Origin of the sequence: Nocardia sp. NPDC101769 (assembly GCF_044766925.1) — a bacterium.
Lineage (GTDB): Bacteria > Actinomycetota > Actinomycetes > Mycobacteriales > Mycobacteriaceae > Nocardia.
The window spans coordinates 107,360-123,414 of sequence record NZ_JBIWMX010000010.1 but is presented as its reverse complement, the minus strand read 5'-3'; the positions used below and the strand labels follow the sequence as shown (position 1 = coordinate 123,414).

The 16,055-nt window shown below is 70.4% G+C and carries 15 protein-coding genes; 6 read left to right on the top strand and 9 right to left on the bottom strand.

Translation table 11 applies throughout. From position 1 onward, the window contains the following. Positions 1–134: 134 nt before the first annotated feature. The 4 genes from ACIRRA_RS18215 to ACIRRA_RS18200 all read right to left on the bottom strand — a co-directional run bounded on the left by ACIRRA_RS18215 (position 135) and on the right by ACIRRA_RS18200 (position 5,591). A complete protein-coding gene (locus ACIRRA_RS18215; RefSeq protein WP_402769017.1) occupies positions 135–1,127 on the bottom strand; it encodes a phytoene/squalene synthase family protein in 993 nt (330 codons plus the stop codon). After that, positions 1,124–2,779, bottom strand: coding sequence for an alpha-(1->6)-mannopyranosyltransferase A (locus ACIRRA_RS18210; RefSeq protein WP_402769014.1), 1,656 nt, complete (start codon positions 2,777–2,779; stop codon positions 1,124–1,126). The genes ACIRRA_RS18215 and ACIRRA_RS18210 overlap by 4 nt, the downstream gene beginning before the upstream one ends. Before the next feature lie 63 nt (positions 2,780–2,842). Continuing rightward, entirely contained in the window at positions 2,843–4,456 is a 1,614-nt protein-coding gene (crtI, locus tag ACIRRA_RS18205) for a phytoene desaturase family protein (RefSeq protein WP_402769011.1), read from the bottom strand. Positions 4,457–4,481: 25 nt separating this feature from the next. Continuing rightward, a complete protein-coding gene (locus ACIRRA_RS18200) occupies positions 4,482–5,591 on the bottom strand; it encodes a polyprenyl synthetase family protein (RefSeq protein WP_402769299.1) in 1,110 nt (369 codons plus the stop codon). 175 nt (positions 5,592–5,766) lie between these two features. On the opposite strand from ACIRRA_RS18200, the gene ACIRRA_RS18195 reads away from it, so the two are divergent. Then, complete coding sequence (locus tag ACIRRA_RS18195) at positions 5,767–6,765, top strand: methylenetetrahydrofolate reductase (protein ID WP_402769008.1); 999 nt, start codon at positions 5,767–5,769, stop codon at positions 6,763–6,765. Positions 6,766–6,857: 92 nt separating this feature from the next. After that, positions 6,858–7,643: a hypothetical protein gene (locus tag ACIRRA_RS18190; RefSeq protein ID WP_402769006.1), complete on the top strand. Its 786-nt coding sequence runs from the start codon at positions 6,858–6,860 to the stop codon at positions 7,641–7,643. A 9-nt stretch (positions 7,644–7,652) separates the two neighbouring features. On the opposite strand, the gene ACIRRA_RS18185 is transcribed toward ACIRRA_RS18190, so the two are convergent. The 5 genes from ACIRRA_RS18185 to ACIRRA_RS18165 form a co-directional block, all read right to left on the bottom strand. Further along, positions 7,653–8,819, bottom strand: a complete 1,167-nt coding sequence (locus ACIRRA_RS18185; protein WP_402769003.1) for a glycosyltransferase — start codon at positions 8,817–8,819, stop codon at positions 7,653–7,655. Beyond that, complete coding sequence (locus tag ACIRRA_RS18180; RefSeq protein WP_402769000.1) at positions 8,816–9,499, bottom strand: LppM family (lipo)protein; 684 nt, start codon at positions 9,497–9,499, stop codon at positions 8,816–8,818. Before ACIRRA_RS18180 ends, ACIRRA_RS18185 begins: the two co-directional genes overlap by 4 nt. 108 nt (positions 9,500–9,607) lie before the next feature. Further along, positions 9,608–10,537, bottom strand: coding sequence for a carotenoid biosynthesis protein (locus ACIRRA_RS18175; RefSeq protein WP_402768997.1), 930 nt, complete (start codon positions 10,535–10,537; stop codon positions 9,608–9,610). Next, positions 10,534–12,150, bottom strand: a complete 1,617-nt coding sequence (locus ACIRRA_RS18170) for a phytoene desaturase family protein (RefSeq protein WP_402768994.1) — start codon at positions 12,148–12,150, stop codon at positions 10,534–10,536. Before ACIRRA_RS18170 ends, ACIRRA_RS18175 begins: the two co-directional genes overlap by 4 nt. Next, positions 12,147–12,758 (bottom strand): GNAT family N-acetyltransferase, encoded by a 612-nt coding sequence (locus ACIRRA_RS18165; protein ID WP_402768991.1) that lies wholly within the window; start codon positions 12,756–12,758, stop codon positions 12,147–12,149. The genes ACIRRA_RS18170 and ACIRRA_RS18165 overlap by 4 nt, the downstream gene beginning before the upstream one ends. A gap of 210 nt (positions 12,759–12,968) precedes the next feature. Here ACIRRA_RS18165 and ACIRRA_RS18160 point away from each other — a divergent pair, with 210 nt between their 5' ends. The 4 genes from ACIRRA_RS18160 (at position 12,969) to rsmH (ending at position 16,017) form a co-directional block, all read left to right on the top strand. Then, positions 12,969–13,409, top strand: coding sequence for an SAV_6107 family HEPN domain-containing protein (locus ACIRRA_RS18160; protein ID WP_357005450.1), 441 nt, complete (start codon positions 12,969–12,971; stop codon positions 13,407–13,409). Positions 13,410–13,534: 125 nt separating this feature from the next. Then, positions 13,535–13,960: a DUF3040 domain-containing protein gene (locus ACIRRA_RS18155; RefSeq protein WP_402768988.1), complete on the top strand. Its 426-nt coding sequence runs from the start codon at positions 13,535–13,537 to the stop codon at positions 13,958–13,960. A 460-nt stretch (positions 13,961–14,420) separates the two neighbouring features. Then, a complete protein-coding gene (gene mraZ, locus ACIRRA_RS18150; protein ID WP_033085808.1) occupies positions 14,421–14,852 on the top strand; it encodes a division/cell wall cluster transcriptional repressor MraZ in 432 nt (143 codons plus the stop codon). 184 nt (positions 14,853–15,036) lie between these two features. Beyond that, positions 15,037–16,017 (top strand): 16S rRNA (cytosine(1402)-N(4))-methyltransferase RsmH, encoded by a 981-nt coding sequence (gene rsmH / locus ACIRRA_RS18145; RefSeq protein WP_402768983.1) that lies wholly within the window; start codon positions 15,037–15,039, stop codon positions 16,015–16,017. Positions 16,018–16,055: the final 38 nt, after the last annotated feature.

Below are 16,055 nucleotides of genomic sequence, written 5' to 3'. Positions count from 1 at the left end.
AGACCTCCCCGCGCGCGGTGCCGGGGCACTGCGCGCGGCCCGATGCCCGAGGCGCCAACTGATTTGGTGCCGTACGGGTAACTCGTCGGGGACGTTCAAGAGCCGACCCGTTGCACGACCGCCGGTCCGGTCGCTTATCGGAGGGGCTCCCCGAAGACCGGCAGAAGGCGCGGAGAGGCGGATAAGTGTTCCCGTACCGCGACGCGTAAGCGGCGGTGCTGCGGAACCACTGCGCGGCGGGTGAAGACGGCGTAGTCGGTGCGTTCGATCTCGTCGAGGATGCTGCCGTAGAGCGTGGCCGCAGTGCGGATGGCCGGGCGCACGCGGGGGCTGAGCAGTTCGATGCCGGGGGTGGCGCGGCGGTAGACGCCGCGGTTGATGGCGATCAGGTGGGCGAGCGCGCGTCGCACCCGCGGGTCCGTGCGGCCGGATTCCCGGCAGTGGTACAGCAGTTCGGCGTCCACGCCGAAGGCCGCCAATTCGTCGGCGGGCAGATACACCCGCCCGCGATCGAGGTCCTCGCCGATATCGCGCAGGAAGTTGGTGAGCTGGAAGGCCTCTCCCAGCGCCGCCGCCGCGGGTTCGGCATCGACCACCGGGACGACCGTGCCGAGCACCGGCAGCAGTTGCAGTCCGATGGCGGCCGCCGAGCCGCGCATGTAGTCGCGTAGGTCGGCCATGGTGGGGTAGCGGTCGCGATACTGGGGCCCGCCGGGGATGTCCATGCGCATGGCGTCCAGGAACACCCAGAAGTGCTCGGCGGCAATCGAATACCGGCGGATGGTGTCGGATACCGCGAGCAGTGCCGGGTCCTCGGGCGCATCGTCCGGGTCGATGGGCGCGTCCACCAGGCGGGCCCGCAGCTCGTGTTCGATCCGATCCAGCCGCGCCGCGGATTCCGCTGCGCGACTGGGCGCGTCGCTCGCGTCGACGATGTCGTCGACCATCCGGGCGAAGGCGTACAGCGCGTGCACGGCCGGTCTTCGCTCCGGTTCCAGCAGCCGGGTGGCCAGGAAGTAGGTGCGGCCGTGGGCGGCGGCGATCCGGCGGCAGTCGCGGTAGGCGCGGTCGAGTCGTTCCGACTGATCCGGCAGCACGGGCTGGTCGAGCACGGCGGACTGGTTCACGCCGGGCCGGGCGCGGGCGCGGCGCCGAGCTGATCGGTCTGCGGGCGGGCGGCCCGTAGTTTCAGCGGATCCACCGTGCACAGCGACAGCGCCGCCACCACGGCCGCGAGGATGGCCAGCGTGCCGTGCACCGAATTGGTGACGGGCGAACCATCCGGCTGGAACACCAGCATGAGCCAGGTGCACAACCCCACCAGCACCTGCAGGGTCCGGGTGGACAGCGCGAATCCGGCGGCCAGCGCCAGCGGCCACGAGTAGTACCAGGGCAGTGCCGCGGGCGAGAGGATCACGATCGCCACGAACGCGACGAGAATGCCGAGCACGGCCTCCCGCTCACTGTTCTTGAACCGCCACCAGGCCCACGCCAGGCCGGCCACCATCACGACCGCGCACAGGGTGCGGGTCCACGGCAGCACCGACTCCAACGGCAGCGGGGTCACCCAGGTGACCACGTGCGCCATGATGGTCGGCAGCGACAGCCAGTTGATGATCTTCTTGGACCCGGACAGCGCGGTGAGCCAGCCGATCTGGTGGTCCCGCAGGCCGGTGGCCCAGGTGGCCAGCACGAACACGGCCGCGAAGATGGCCACGCCCAGCGCGGTGATCTTGGCGAAGGTCCGGATCGGATGCGGCAGATCGCCCTCGTCCTGCGCCGCGCGTCGCTCGCGTTCGTGAATCATCCAGATCCACACCAGGAACGGCAGCGCCACACCGGCGGTCGCCTTCACCGCCACCCCGATCGCGACCACCACGATGCCCGCCACATGATGATGCTCGAGCACCAGCGCGATGCCCGCGGCCATCAGGCCCACCATCAGCATCTCGTTGTGCACGCCGCCGATCAGGTGGATCAGCACCAGCGGGTTCAGCACCGCCAGCCACAGCGCGATGGTCGGCTTGCCGCCCAGGTGCTTGGTCAGATGCGGAATCGCCCACACCATCAGCACCAGGCCCGGCAGCATCACCAGCCGCAGCGCGATGGTGCCCGCCACCACATTGTCGCCGGTGATCGTGGTGATGGCCCGTCCGATCAGCAGGAAGACCGGACCGTACGGCGCAGTGGTGTTGAGCCAGACGGGGCTCACATTGTCCAGTACCGCAGCGGCATTCGCCTTCAACTCCGAGGGACCGAACACGTACGGGTTGATGTGGTCGCGGAGCATCGCGCCCTGGGCCAGATACGAGTAGGCGTCGCGGCTGAACAGTGGGACCGAGAACAGCAGCGGGAAAATCCAGATGCCGACGATCCCGCGCAGCTCGTTGAGCGACACGGTGGTGCCCGGCTGCTTGCCGATCACGATGCGCCCCAACCGGACCCACGCGGTGATCATGGCGATGACGCCGAGCCACACGAACACCGACGACAGCACCAGCCCGTGCCCGAAGCGCAGCCACGACAGGTGCATGACCTCCAGCAGCGGGTCGCTGCGCCGCACACTGCCCGCACCGAATCCGCCGAAGGTGATCAGCAGGGCGCCGAAGAATCCGAGTGTGGCCGCGTGTCCCTCGGGGCTGCGGGTGAAGTCGGACGCGTGGCGCAGCCAGCGCTGCGTGGCGGTGCCGTCGATGGCGGGGGCGCCCGGGGTGGCCGGTGCCAGGCGCGTGGTGCTCGCGGCGTCCGGGGTGGCGGCGTCCATAGGGGGGGTCGGCATAGGCGGTCGTTCCCCCCGGAAAGGTAGGCGGCTGCGGCCGCGTTGGTTCAGGACGCGGTCAGTCTAGTGTGTGGGCGCGGGGGCCACAGCCCCGGAGTCGGCGGATCCGATACCGGCATGTCGAGGATCACCCATGAGACGCGCCGCCGCCAGTTTCCCGGACAACAGCACGGTCGGCACGCCGACACCGGGCACGGTGCCCGAGCCTGCGAGAACCACATTCGCGCGGCCCCGCACCAGGTTCCGGGTGCGGAAGGGTCCGGTCTGCCGGAACAGGTGCGCGGCCGAGAACGGGGTGCCCGCGATCATGCCCTTGTCCCGCCAGGTGCGCGGGGTGTCGAGGTGGTCGATCCGGAAGTATCGCGAAATGCCTTGATAGCCGCGCTCTTCCAGGATTGCGAGCAGTTCGCGCAGATAGTGGGGACCGAGCTGTTCCCAGGCCAGTGGCGCGGCCTCGAGATTCGGGCACGGGGCCAGCAGTGAGAGCGGCTCGTAGCGGACGGTGTCGCGCAGGTGCCCGTCCCGGTCGATGTGCTGTTCGGCACGCTCGATGTAGAGGGTCGGATCGGTGAGCGCGGGCCGGGTGAGCAGCAGCGAGGGATCGCTCATCAGCCGCCCGTGGCCGCGCCGGGCGGCGATCTCGTGGAAGGTCCGGTCCCACTCCCGGCCGAAGTCGATGGTGTGATGTGCCTGTACGGGCCAACTCTGGGCTACGGCGGCGGGAATCGTGCCGTGCGCCACCACCGCGGACGGCGAGGCCCGCAGCCCGATCCGGCGTCGCAGCCCGAAGCGCGGCAGCGATCCGAGGTCGGCGGTCACCACGACGGCGTCGCAGTCGAAGACGCGTCCGTCCGCGGCGCGCACGGCGGTGGCCCGCCGGCCCGTGTAGTCGATGCCGATCACCTCGGCGTTCAGTTCGAGCGTGCCGCCCGCGGCGGTGAACGCGCGGCCGAGCGCCTCGGCGATGGCCCGCATCCCGCCCTCGGGGTAGGTGACGCCCAGGCAGGTGTCCATGTAGGGGATCGCGCCGTACACCCCGAGTGCCCGGTTCGGCGCCATCCCGGCGAACAGGGCCTGGAAACTGAACAGCCGGGCCACCTCCGGGTCCCGCACGATGCGTCGGATCTTGGGCCCGAGCCGCCCGAACGCGCCGAGCCGCACCAGTTTCGCCAGTGCCACCCGCTTCTCCGGAATCCGCACCATGTCCAGCGGGGAATCGAAGTTGGTGTCCATGAACTGCCGGAACTCGGCCTCGTACACGTCTTTCAGCCAGCCGCGCAGCCGTCGGTAGCGGCGCGCCGTGCCCGGTCCGCGCACCTGTGCGATCTCGGCCGCCATCTGCTCCTCGTCGGCGTAGACGCCCATCTCGGAGCCGTCCGCGAACCGTGCCCGATACGCCGGGGCCAGGTCGAGGATCCGCAGGCCGACCGACTCGCGCGTGTGCCCGACCACCGCCAGCGTCTCGTCGATGAGCTCGGGCAGGGTGAGAATCGTTGCCCCGGAGTCGATTTCGTAGTCGGGTCCGCGATACGCGCCGACCCGCCCGCCCGGGCGATCATCGCGCTCCAGGATGGTCACCTGACGCCCTGCGGCCACCAGGTGCAGCGCGGCCGACAGCCCGGACAGTCCCGCACCGATCACCACGACCCGATCGGCCGGTCCCGCAACAGTTCTCATGCCCCGCACCCTCGCGCCCGGCCGGTCAGTAGGCACGCGCGGTGGCGGCCAGGGCCATGGCGCGCAGCTGCTGTTTGGCGTCCGGGGTGGCGGTGCTGGCGTCCAGGGCGGTGAGCGCCTGGTCGGTGAGCGAGCCGATCCGCTTCTCGACGGCGTCGACCGCGCCGAGTTCGGTGAGGACCGTACGCAATTCGGCGACCCGCTCGGGGGTGACGTCGGTGCCCAGGCTGGAGCGGATGAGGTCCGCGGCGGCCGGGGCGGTGACGTCGGCGCGCTGCAGGGCCTCGGCGATGAGGACGGTGCGCTTGCCCTCGCGCAGGTCGTCACCGGAGGGTTTGCCGGTGACGGCCGGATCGCCGAAGACGCCGAGCAGGTCGTCGCGCAGCTGGAAGGCGATGCCGATATCGGTGCCGAATTCGCGGTAGGCGGCGACCAACTCGGCGGAGGCCGCGGCCAGCGCCGCGCCCATGTGCAGCGGGCGCTCGATGGTGTATGCCGCGGTCTTGTACCGGTTGATCCGCAGCGCGGCCTCGACGGTCTCGTCGCCGGCGGACTCGCCGTGGATGTCGAGCAGCTGCCCGCCCAGCACCTCGGTGCGCATGGCCGCCCACACCGGGGCGAAACGCGCGGCGGCGTCGGCGGGCAGGCCGGCGTCGCGGGTCATGTCGTCGGCCCAGGCCAGGGCCAGATCGCCGATGAGGATGGCGACGCTCACGCCGTAGTGGTCGCTGTCACCCGCCCAGCGCTGATCCTGGTGCCGCTGTTCGTAATCCACGTGCACGGTCGGGAAGCCGCGCCGGGTGCGGGAGGAGTCGATGATGTCGTCGTGGATGAGCGCGCACGCCTGCACCAGCTCCAGTGCGGAGCACGCGGTGAGTACGGCGTCGGCGTCCGGGTCGTCGGCGCTGCGGCCCGCGCCCAGCCAGCCGGTCCACGCGAAGGAGGGCCGGGTCCGCTTGCCACCGCGAATGACGAAGTCCTCCAGGGCCGCCGCCGCGTCCACGAACACCGGGCCGAGCGGCGCGACGATCGGCTCCCGGGTGCGGAAGAAGGCGGTGAGACGGTCCTCCACGGCGGCGACGAGTGTTCCCGCGCCGACCGGGTGGCGGGTCGGGGTACCGGGTCCGGCGGACAGGGGAGCCTCCTTGGTGAGTGCCGCGGCGCGGCGCGTGCGCAGCCAGCGGGGTTGTGTCCGACTCTACCGACCGCCGTGTCGCCGACGGGAATCGGTCGGGTCCGAATCGGTCTCACCTGCTGGGATAAGCGCAGGTCGGGGTCCAGCGCCGGGTCCGGGCCCGTAAAATGTCCGCGTGAGTTCCGACAACGTACGGGGATATTCGACCCCAGGCCGAGTTTCCCGCACGCCTCGGGTGTCCGGAACTCGCTCCATCGTTCAGCAGCTGGGCCCGCGCCCGGACGGGTCGATCCCGTTCTCGGTCGAGTTCAATCCGCCACGCGACGCCGCCGGTGAGGCGCGCCTGTGGCGGGCCGCGCGCGAGTTCGAGCGGCTGCACCCGGCCTTCGTGTCCATGACCTACGGCGCGGGCGGCTCCACCCGTGACCGCACCATCCGGGTCACCGGCCAGCTGGCGCGCGAGACCACGCTGCTCACGGTCGCGCACCTGACCGCGGTGGATCACTCGGTCGCCGAGCTGCGGTCGATCGTCGGCGCATACGCCGACGCCGGCATCCGGAATCTGCTGGTGCTGCGCGGCGATCCGCCCGGCGACGTGCTGGGGGAGTGGGTCAAGCACCCCGAGGGCGTCGAGTACGCCGACGAGCTCGTGCGCATCGTCCGCGACCTGGGCGACTTCCACGTGGGTGTGGCCTCGTTCCCACAGGGCCACCCGCGCTCCACCGACCTCGATCAGGACACCCACTTCCTGGTGTCGAAACTGCGTGCGGGCGCGGAGTATTCGATCACCCAGATGTTCTTCGACGTGGAGCACTATCTGCGCCTGCGGGATCGGGCCATGGCCTGCGATCCGGTCGAGGGCGCCAAACCGATCATTCCCGAGCTCATGCCGGTCACCTCGCTGCGCACCGTGCAGCGCGCGGAGGAGCTATCGGGCCGTCCGCTGCCGGCCACGGTGATGGAGCGACTGCGGAAGGCCGCGGGCGACGGGCCGGAGGAGGATCGCGCCGCGGTCCGTGAGGTCGGCATCGAGATCGCCACGGAGATGGCCCAGCGCCTCATCGCCGAGGGTGCGCCCTGCCTGCATTTCATCACGCTGAATTTCGCCAAGACCACCAGCGAAGTGCTGGCGAACCTGGGTTACACCATGTCGGCGACCCCGGCGCACGCCTGATCCACCACCCGGCATGCCGGATCAAATCCCCGGTACGCGCTGGTCAGCGGAGTAGCGTCCCCCTCGACTCGTGACCTCGAGGGGAGCCACCTATGTCCGTGTTCCATCACCTCGTTCGTATCGCAGGCGCTGTCGGCGCCTGCGCCGCCCTCGCGGCCGCCGGTCCGGCAACCCTGGCCGGCCCGGCCGCCGCAGCCCCCGCCGATTCGCCCGCCGCGGCCGTAACCCAGGAGGCGGCCGCCGCCCTGGCCGCCATCACCGCCGTGGGCGACATCGCCGGGTCCGATCCATCGACCCGATCCGATACCGCCGGCCCGTCCGACTGGCTCTCCGCCTACGATCACGCCGTCGACGGCTTGAAGGCCCTGGGCATCCAGCCCTTCCTCTACCCGACCGCCGCCCCCTTCTGCCTCGGTGGCACCACCCTCGGCATCGCCCCCGCCATGGCGGGCGCCATCCCCGGCCCGTGGCCCAAGTACGGGGCTTCCATTCCCGGCCTGGATCTTTCGGCCGTCAAGGCGGGCCAGGCCATGTTCGCCTTCGTCCCCTACGGCATCAGCCCCGACGGCGTCGACACCTCCGGCATGCAGGTGGCCTGGTTCAACATGTCCACCGGCCGCGGCGGCCTCGTCCCCATGGGGCCCCTGAATCAGGTCCTCAACGTCATGATCCCGCCCCAGGTTCCCGCCGAACTCCGCCCCACGGTCGAACAGGCCGTTCGCGACTACTTCACCGCCGCCCTCCCCGTCGGCGGCGTCCGCGCGGTCCCCGTCACCACCGGCTCCGGCACCGTCCTCGCCGCCGTCTTCGGCACTGTCCGCAACGGCACCTCCACCTGCTTCTTCCTCCCCGCCATCGGCATGACCCCCGTCCCCTGACCGGCACGGTCAGCGGGTGCCGAGTGGGCGGTCCTTCCATCGCAGCCCGCCCGCCCGGTACACGCGGTGGGAGCGGGCCGACAGCATCAGGTAGGCCGCGACCGATAGCGGATGTGCCAGCGCGGCAACGACATCCGCGCCGCCCGGGGTGCCGCCGCTCTCGGTCGAGCGGGCCAGCAGCCGGGCGGTGACCGCTGCGCCGTAACCCAGCAGTCCCATCCGGCGCAGTCGTCCGCGCCCGCATACCGCCGCCAGGGGCGGGGCCCAGAACGCCAGGGCCGCAATCGAACCGACCGCGAGGCTGCCGGCCGGGCCGCCGTAGGCGGACCACAGCCAGCGGGTGTATCCCTCGGTGAGCTCGGTCGTGTTGCGGTACATCCGCGTTGCGGCGAGGGGGCCGGCCGTGACCAGGGTGGTGTGGCGTCCGCTGCGGCGGAGACGGCGGGCGATGGCCAGGTCTTCGGTCACGCTGCCGGCCACGGCCGCGTGACCGCCGAGGGCGGCGTAGGCCGCGGCGTCGAAGACCAGGAACTGGCCGCAGGCTACGGCCATCGCGGGGCGCAGGGTCCGGTTGGCCAGGGTGCTGGGCAAGGTCGAGGCCCAGGACCAGCACAGGAGTGGCTGGACCAGGCGCTCCACGGGAGATTCGGCGCGCTGCCGGGGCCACGGGCACACCAGGTCGGCCCGGGCCGAACGCAATTCGCGCACGGCTGCCGCCAGCGCGGCGGGCGCGAGCCGGATATCGGCGTCGAGGAAGATCAGCGTGCCGGTGGGGGATCCGGGTGCGGGCGACTCGAGGGCGAGATCGGCCAGGTGGGCGCAGGCGGCGGTCTTGCCGGTCCAGCCCGGGGCGGGGTCGATGTCGTTGCGGGAGAGCAGGAATCGGTCGTCGTCGCCGATGGCGGTGCGGGCTGCGGCGGTGGTGCCGTCGGCGGAGCCGTCGTCGAGGATCAGCACCCGGAGCCGTGGAATGCCCTGCTGGGCGCGCAGATCGGCGATGAGGGCGGGAAGGCGGGCGGCCTCGTCGCGGGCGGGGACGCAGACGGTGACCGGTTCGGTGACGGGTTGGCCGGCGGGCCGGAGGCGGCGGGTGCCGAGGAGGTTCGCCAGGGCGATTGCGGCGCCGAGGGCGGCGACGGCGCTACCGGCCGTCACCGCCCTGGCGGCGAGGGTCATCGAGTCTTGGTGCGATCGGGGCGCAGCCACCGGGCCGCGCGGACGTAGGCCGGCGGATCGGGGTTGCGGGCCATGTAGGCGAGGACCGCGACCACGGCCGCGACCGCGAGGGTGATTCCCCCGACGATGCCTGCCCAGCCGGCGAAGGAGCGCGTATTCGGGTCCGCGTAGCCGACTTCCGCATGCAGGGTGCTGACATCCCCGGCGGGGAGCTTCCAGGACACCACGGAGTCGCCCTCGCGGGTGCCGTTGGTGGTGGCGACGCGGGCCGGGAAGGCCACGGTCAGCTGCACGTCGGAACCCTGGGGCGGCAGGCTCTTCAGGTCCACCCGGCCGGTCAGGGTGACCAGGTCGCCGGTGCGGCTGAAGACCAGGTTGAACATGCCGGAGGTCTGGTCGGACATGCCGCCCAGCTGCTGCACCTCACCGAAGGTGAGATCGTCGAAATACACCTGGCTGCCGACGTATCCGTCCTGTGCGTAGGAATCCACCCGCACCTTGCCCTGCAATCCGTCGGGCGCCTTGAGCTGCGGCCCCTTGTCCTTGTCGTTCTGAGGCACGGCCGCCGCGACGATGCGGCCCGACACCCGGTCATTGGAGGACACACCCATCGACACCTGCACCCGCAGGCATCCGGTCAGCATGACGGCGAGCCCCGCGAACAGGACCACGGCCAGCATCCGCACCCACCGTCGCCGTCGCCGCGCTCCCGACGCACTGGGATCCGACGGTGTCATGGATTCGGGCGTTTCCTCTGCTGTCGACATGTTCGGACTCGGCTGCACGGGTCACATCGTGCCATGCGCCCCGGGCCATAGGGTGATTCGACGGGCGCTCAGCGTCCGAACCAGCGGAATCCCCAGGAGACCGAGCCCGCAGAACCCGTAGCCGGCCGACACCGGCAGCCCCAGGAACACCGCGTGCGCCAGCGTCGAGCCCAGCCAGGTCCACATGAATACCGCCACCGGAACGATTCGCGCCGCGCCGGTATCCGGAGCGGTCCGATCCCACCACTCCAGCAACCCCGCCATCACCGCCGCCACCGTGAACCAGCCGGCATAGTTGGTGACCGGAATCTGGTCCAGCCCCGGCAATCCGGCTACCGTCGAGCGCCACGTCCACTGCCCATCCGCGACCATCTGCGGATCCAGGAACAGATCCCACCCGACGGCCCCGAGCGCCGTCAGCGAAATCCGCCCGGCCGCACCATGACCCAGCATCCCGGCCACCACCCATACCGGATACAGCCCACCGGTCCAGGCCAGCGGCACGATCAGCGGCACCCCGAGCAGCTCGGGACCCAGCCGCCCGCTCGCATAGTCGTAGCTACCGAACGGGAACCCGGTCGCGATCCCCAGCACCTCCGCACCGAGCCCGATCCCGGACACGATCGCCAGCAAACCAGCAGCCCACCGCACCCCGCGCGTCACCCCGGCTTGCGCCAGAGCCGTCGCCGCCGACAGCAATACGACCACCACGGTCACCCGATCCCGCCCTGCCCCGTGCGCCAGCGGATACGTGATCTGCACCAGGACCAGCACCACCGCCGGCGTCGCCGCGATCGCCGCGGCCCGGCTGGGGAATCCGGTCTCCGCTCGCCCCGCGCCGATCGGTGCCGGACGTCCGGGGCGCCGAGACGATGGCGCCTGCGCCGGCCACGGCGATTTCGGCACGGCCGCAGTGGGATTGGTGCGCGCGGGTAGGTCCGGGGAGGTCATCGACGCAGCGGGAAGAGGCGGCGGGGTCGCAGGTCGTGTTCGACCAGGCGGGCCGCACTGCGTCCGCTCGCACCCGAGACGCCGCCGCCGGGATGCGTGGACGCGCCCGTGAGGTACAGCCCCGGCGCCCCCGGAACCCGCTGCCCCGAGAGTTCGGGCAGCGGCCGCCACATGAACATCTGGTCGATGGACATCTCGACGTGCATGACATTGCCGCCCAGCAGGCCCATCTCGCGTTCCAGGTCGGCGGGTGTCTGGACGAAGCGCTGCGTCACCGTCCCGGCGAATCCCGGTGCGTGCGCGTCGACTTCGGCGATGATGCGGTCGGCCTCGCGGTCGGCGTGCGAGGACCAGGCGGTGCCGTCGGCCAGGTCATAGGGATGCCACTGCGACCACAGCGTGACCTGATGCTCACCCGCGGGCGCGATGCTCGGATCCAGGGCGCTGAAACTCATGGCCAGCACGACCGGTCGCGGCGGCAGATCCCCGGCCAGCGCGGCGCCGTGCGCGCGGCGCAGCTCGCGGCGATCGGTGACGAGAAGCTGCAGGCCGTGGGCGGATTCGGCGGTCTCCGCGCCTGGATACCGGGGCAGGTCGCTGAGCGCGGCCCGCACCACCATGCCGATGCCCGGTCCCACCCGAATGCGCCGCCGCCAGCCGGCGAGCACCCCGGCGCCGAATCCGCCCTGCTCCAACAGGTTCAGCGTGGTGAGGATGTGGGTGCCCGCGATCACGGTGTCCGCCTCCACGTTTCGCCCGTCCGCGGTGCGCACCTCCCAGCCGTCTCCGGCCCGGGTGATCGCGGTGACCGCGTCCCCGGCGCTCACGATGCCGCCGTCCGATTCCAGCCGCGCCACCAGCGCCGTGGTGAGCGCCCCGCTGCCGCCGACCGCGCGGCCCGGCGGCAGCGTGTGCATGAGCGCCGCGAATCCCACCATGGGCGCGGACCCGGGTTCGGACATGGGCGGACCGGACTGCGCGCCGAACCAGGCCAGCGCGGCCTTGAGCCGTTCACTGTCGAAGAGGCTGTCCAGCAGCGCGTCTCCGGTCTGCACCATCTCCCGGGACAGGGCCCCGGCACTGCTGCGGCCGGTCGCCCCGGCGGCCTCGCGAGGGTCCATGCCCCAGAACGCCTTCAGCAGGTTCCCGCCCGTCGGCGTCGCCGAGAACGCCCGCATCACCCGGGCGCTGCGCGGTCCCCACACGGTCACGAACCGCCGATACGCCTCGGCATCCCGTTCCCCGCACGCCGCCGCGATGGACGCGCAGGTCCGGTCCACATCGCGATGGAACACGATCGGCGGCAGCCCGCTCCCGGGGGGCGCGGGCGCGAAAGCCCATGGGTCGCAGTCGATGTACCGCAGCCCGAACCGGGCCAGCTCCAGCTCCTCGATGATCCCGGTGTGCCGGATCATGATGTGCGCCGACGAGCCCCGATCGACCAGGTGACCCGGGAACCGCTCCACCGTCGACACCGCCCCGCCCAGTACGGTGTCGCGCTCGAGCACCTCGACCCGATGCCCGGCCCGCGCCAGATAGCAGGCCGCGACCAGCGCATTGTGCCCGGAACCGACGATGACGACGCGGCGGGCGCCGAGGTCGCCGCGGCTCACAGGGGCAGCCGCCGGCCGAGCACCGCGAACCGCCTGGTGTCGCCGGAGAAGATGAAGTGCCGCACCACATCTCCGAACCCCTGCCGCCGATACAGCCGCCAGGCCCGGTTGGATTCCCTATCCACCTCCGGCGTGGACAGCAGCACGGTCGGCTCGGGCCGGTTCTGCAACAGCCGGGTGAGCAGGATCTCGCCGAGCCCGCGGCCCTGCGCCGCCGGGTGCACGTGCAGCTCGGTGAGTTCGAAGTAGTCCGAAAGCAGTTCCCGCGCGGCGTGTTCGGGCCATCCGGTGCGCCGCATGCCGCTGTACACCTGCTGATGCCACCACTGGTGCGGCGCACCGTGATACCCGTAGGCGATGGCCACGATGGGCGCGGTGCGCAGGTCGAGCCGTCCGTCGTCGTCGGGCAGCACCGCCGCCACCGCTTGCCAGCCGGGCCTGGTGGTGTGCTCGGCCCACATGGGCGCGCGCTGGTGTTCGGTGCCGCGCGGGTAATCCATCGCCGCCACATAGACCGAGAGGGCGTCGTGCAGCCGGTGCCGCAGGGTAGCGGCCGACAGGTCGACCACCACGGGCGCGGGCGTCGGTTTGGGGGTGACTGCGGTCATCGGCTGGACGCAACTCTCGTTGGCGCGGACGGATGTGGTCGACAGTAGCGCCACTGGGGAGCGTCAACTTGTCGGTGGGTCTCTCTATATTCAAACCCACGAGAAACCTTCGAATATCTGTTCGATCTTTCCAGCGGGCGAAATGCCCGATCGGGGCCGGATGTCCTTCTGGGAAGCGAATGCAGGTGTGCGAGTGGGGAGGTACCCGAAATGAGCGGGAAAACTGAACGACCGGGCCATCCCGGCCGCGCCGGCGATCTACTGCGCAAGGCGGACGGTCTATTGCTGGAAGCCCAGGGGGAAACCGATCCGGCGGAACGCTTCCGCACGGCCTACCTCGCCGCCCTCCGCGGCGCGGGCGCCGTGCTGGCACTCACGGGAGCAGACCGCGCGCCCCGCGCGCGTTCTCGCAACGCCTGGGTCCTGATGCAGCGCGCAGCACCGGAATTCGTGATGTGGGCCGACTATTTCACCGGTCAGTCCGAGACCCGGGCTGCCCTGGAGGCCGGGTTGCCGCGGCCCATCGATGATCACCGCGCGGACGAGTTCGCTTCGCGGGTAAACGCATTCCTGCACGACGTGGCGGACCTGCTGGCCGCCGCGGCCCGGCTGCGGCCCAGTTCAGGGTGGGTAACCGGAATGCTGGCGTGAGTATCGGCGAGTAGGTGGTCGCGGTCTGATCGAACTCGTATTATTGGTGACAGACAGCCGCCAAGGTCGGCTATCCGTCGTCTACCCGGAGGCGACAGCCACCACCTAGTGCCGGGGGAGGTACCGTGCCACTCTCCGAGCACGAGCAGCGCATGCTCGAACAGATCGAGAGCGCGCTCTATGCTGAGGATCCGAAGTTCGCCTCGACTGTTCGGGGTGGACGGTTACGTTCTGCCACCGGTCGACGCAGACTTCAGGCGGCCGCCCTGTTCGCCCTCGGTCTGTTCCTATTGGTGGCCGGTATTGCCGCACCGTTCAAGCCGGGCGGCTTCCCGATCATCAGTCTGGTCGGATTCATCGTCATGTTCAGCGCGGGTGTGCTGTTGCTGATCGGTGGCCCTCGGATGGGCACGCCGAGCAGTCGCGGCGCCGATGCGCATCCCAGTACGGGCGGCGCTCCCGGCGCCGGCCACCCGAAGCCTCGCAAGCAGGGCGGGTTCTCCTCGCGGATGGAGGACCGGTTCCGCAAGAGGTTCGAACAGGACAGTTGACCAGGCTGCCGTGCCGCCGAGGGTTTTCGGCGTCGCACGGCAGCGGACCATGATCGACTAACTGAAGATTCAGCGACACGCCGTGACGCCACACACCGATTGGTGTGTGGCGTCACGGCGTTTCTCGTTGGTGCCGATTCGGCGTGTCGGGAGGGTTCCAGGATTCCCCACACCTCCCCACGGGGGTCCCCACCGCGCCCCACGAATGTCGGAAATGCACGCTATCTGCGGGTTTGCTGGCAGTTGTCGGATGCTCCCCGGCGCGCGTCGCGCGTGTCGGGGGAACTGCAGGAAATCTTCCCCACCTCGGTGATAGCTGGTGTGACCTGCGAAGTTCGCCAAGCGGGGACCGAGATCACCGACGCTTTCGATTGAAAGTGGGGGAAAGTGGGGTAATGTGGAGCCCGCACTACAGGAGGCCGAACAGTCGAGAGGGTGATCCGGCAGGAGGTGTCGAGGCTTGTTTCTCGGGACCTATACCCCTCGGTTGGACGACAAAGGGCGACTGACGTTGCCTGCGAAGTTCCGGGACGAGCTGGCGGGAGGGTTGATGGTCACGAAGGGACAGGACCACAGCCTTGCCGTGTATCCCAAGGACGAGTTCACCGCCCTGGCGCGGAGAGCCGCGGCGGCATCCCGGTCCAATCCGCAGGCCCGCGCATTCGTCCGGGCCTTGGCGGCTTCCAGTGATGAGCAGCGTCCGGACGCACAGGGCCGGATCATGCTGTCGGCCGAACATCGCCGCTACGCCAATCTGTCCAAGGATTGCGTGGTGATCGGTTCGGTCGACTTCCTCGAAATTTGGGACAAGACGGCGTGGGATTCCTACCTCGCCGAGCACGAGGAGGATTACTCGCAGGCCAGAGACGAGTCGCTGGGCGGGATCTTCTAGCCCGCAGCGAGGCGAGTGCCCTGCGGCCTCTGCCCGACACCGACCCTGACGTACTTCCCCAACGCCAGGTACGGTGCTTCGGTCAGAGACCACGGGGCATTCGCCCAATTCGAAGGTCCTTTTCGCTAGCGGCCATATATGGCCGTGCGAATGAACGTGAGGCAGGAAATTCCGGGAGGTCGAGGTGCACCGAGGCAGTGACGGCCCCCGCCATGTTCCGGTTCTCCTCCATCGCGCCGACGAAATCCTCGGTCCCGCATTGCATTCCGAGGGCGCGGTCTACCTGGACTGCACGCTGGGGCTCGGCGGTCATGCCGAGTACTTCCTGCAGACGTATCCGAATATCCGCCTGGTCGGGCTGGATCGCGACACCGCCGCGCTGAAGCTGGCGGGCGAGCGACTAGCACCGTTCCGGGATCGGATCACCCTGGTGCACACCAGGTATGACGGCATCGCACCCGCGCTCGAGCAGGCCGGGTTGCCCGACAAGGGCTCGGTCAGCGCGATTCTGATGGACCTGGGTGTGTCCTCCATGCAGCTGGACGAGGCCGATCGCGGGTTCGCCTACTCCATCGACGCACCCCTGGACATGCGGATGGACTCCAGCACCGGCCCCACGGCCGCCGACGTGCTCAATACCTACAGCCATGGCGAGCTGGCCCGCGTGCTGAAAACCTATGGCGAGGAACGGTTCGCGGGCAAGATCGCCGCCGAGATCGTGCGGCGCCGCCAGCGCACCCCGTTCACCACCAGCGCGCAGCTGGTGGAGCTGCTCTACGACGCCATCCCGGCCGCGGCCCGGCGCACGGGCGGGCATCCGGCCAAGCGCACCTTCCAGGCATTGCGGGTGGAGGTCAACCGCGAACTGGAGTCGCTGGAGGCCGCGCTGCCCGCCGCGCTGGACGCGCTGGCCCCGGGCGGCCGCATCGTGGTCATGAGTTACCAGTCCTTGGAGGACCGGGTGGTGAAGGCGGCGCTGGCCAAGCGGTCGGTATCGCGCACGCCCCTGGACCTACCGGTCGAATTGCCCGGTATGGGACCGGAATTCAGGATTCTGACCCGCGGCGCGGAGAAGGCCACCGAGCAGGAGATCGAGGACAACCCGCGGGCCGCTCCGGTGCGCATGCGGGCGGCCGAACGGATCGTAGGGGAGGAGAGGGCATGAGCGGTCAAGCCCGGAGGAGGCAGCGGAGCATAACCACG

Bases quoted from the DNA above. Each gene is read 5' to 3' on its own strand.
- ACIRRA_RS18175 (WP_402768997.1), bottom strand. From the start codon at position 10,537: ATGACCTCCCCGGACCTACCCGCGCGCACCAATCCCACTGCGGCCGTG.
- ACIRRA_RS18190 (WP_402769006.1), top strand. From the start codon at position 6,858: ATGTCCGTGTTCCATCACCTCGTTCGTATCGCAGGCGCTGTCGGCGCC.
- crtI (WP_402769011.1), bottom strand. From the start codon at position 4,456: ATGAGAACTGTTGCGGGACCGGCCGATCGGGTCGTGGTGATCGGTGCG.
- ACIRRA_RS18210 (WP_402769014.1), bottom strand. From the start codon at position 2,779: ATGCCGACCCCCCCTATGGACGCCGCCACCCCGGACGCCGCGAGCACC.
- ACIRRA_RS18160 (WP_357005450.1), top strand. From the start codon at position 12,969: ATGAGCGGGAAAACTGAACGACCGGGCCATCCCGGCCGCGCCGGCGAT.
- ACIRRA_RS18165 (WP_402768991.1), bottom strand. From the start codon at position 12,758: ATGACCGCAGTCACCCCCAAACCGACGCCCGCGCCCGTGGTGGTCGAC.
- ACIRRA_RS18185 (WP_402769003.1), bottom strand. From the start codon at position 8,819: ATGACCCTCGCCGCCAGGGCGGTGACGGCCGGTAGCGCCGTCGCCGCC.
- ACIRRA_RS18180 (WP_402769000.1), bottom strand. From the start codon at position 9,499: ATGCTGGCCGTGGTCCTGTTCGCGGGGCTCGCCGTCATGCTGACCGGA.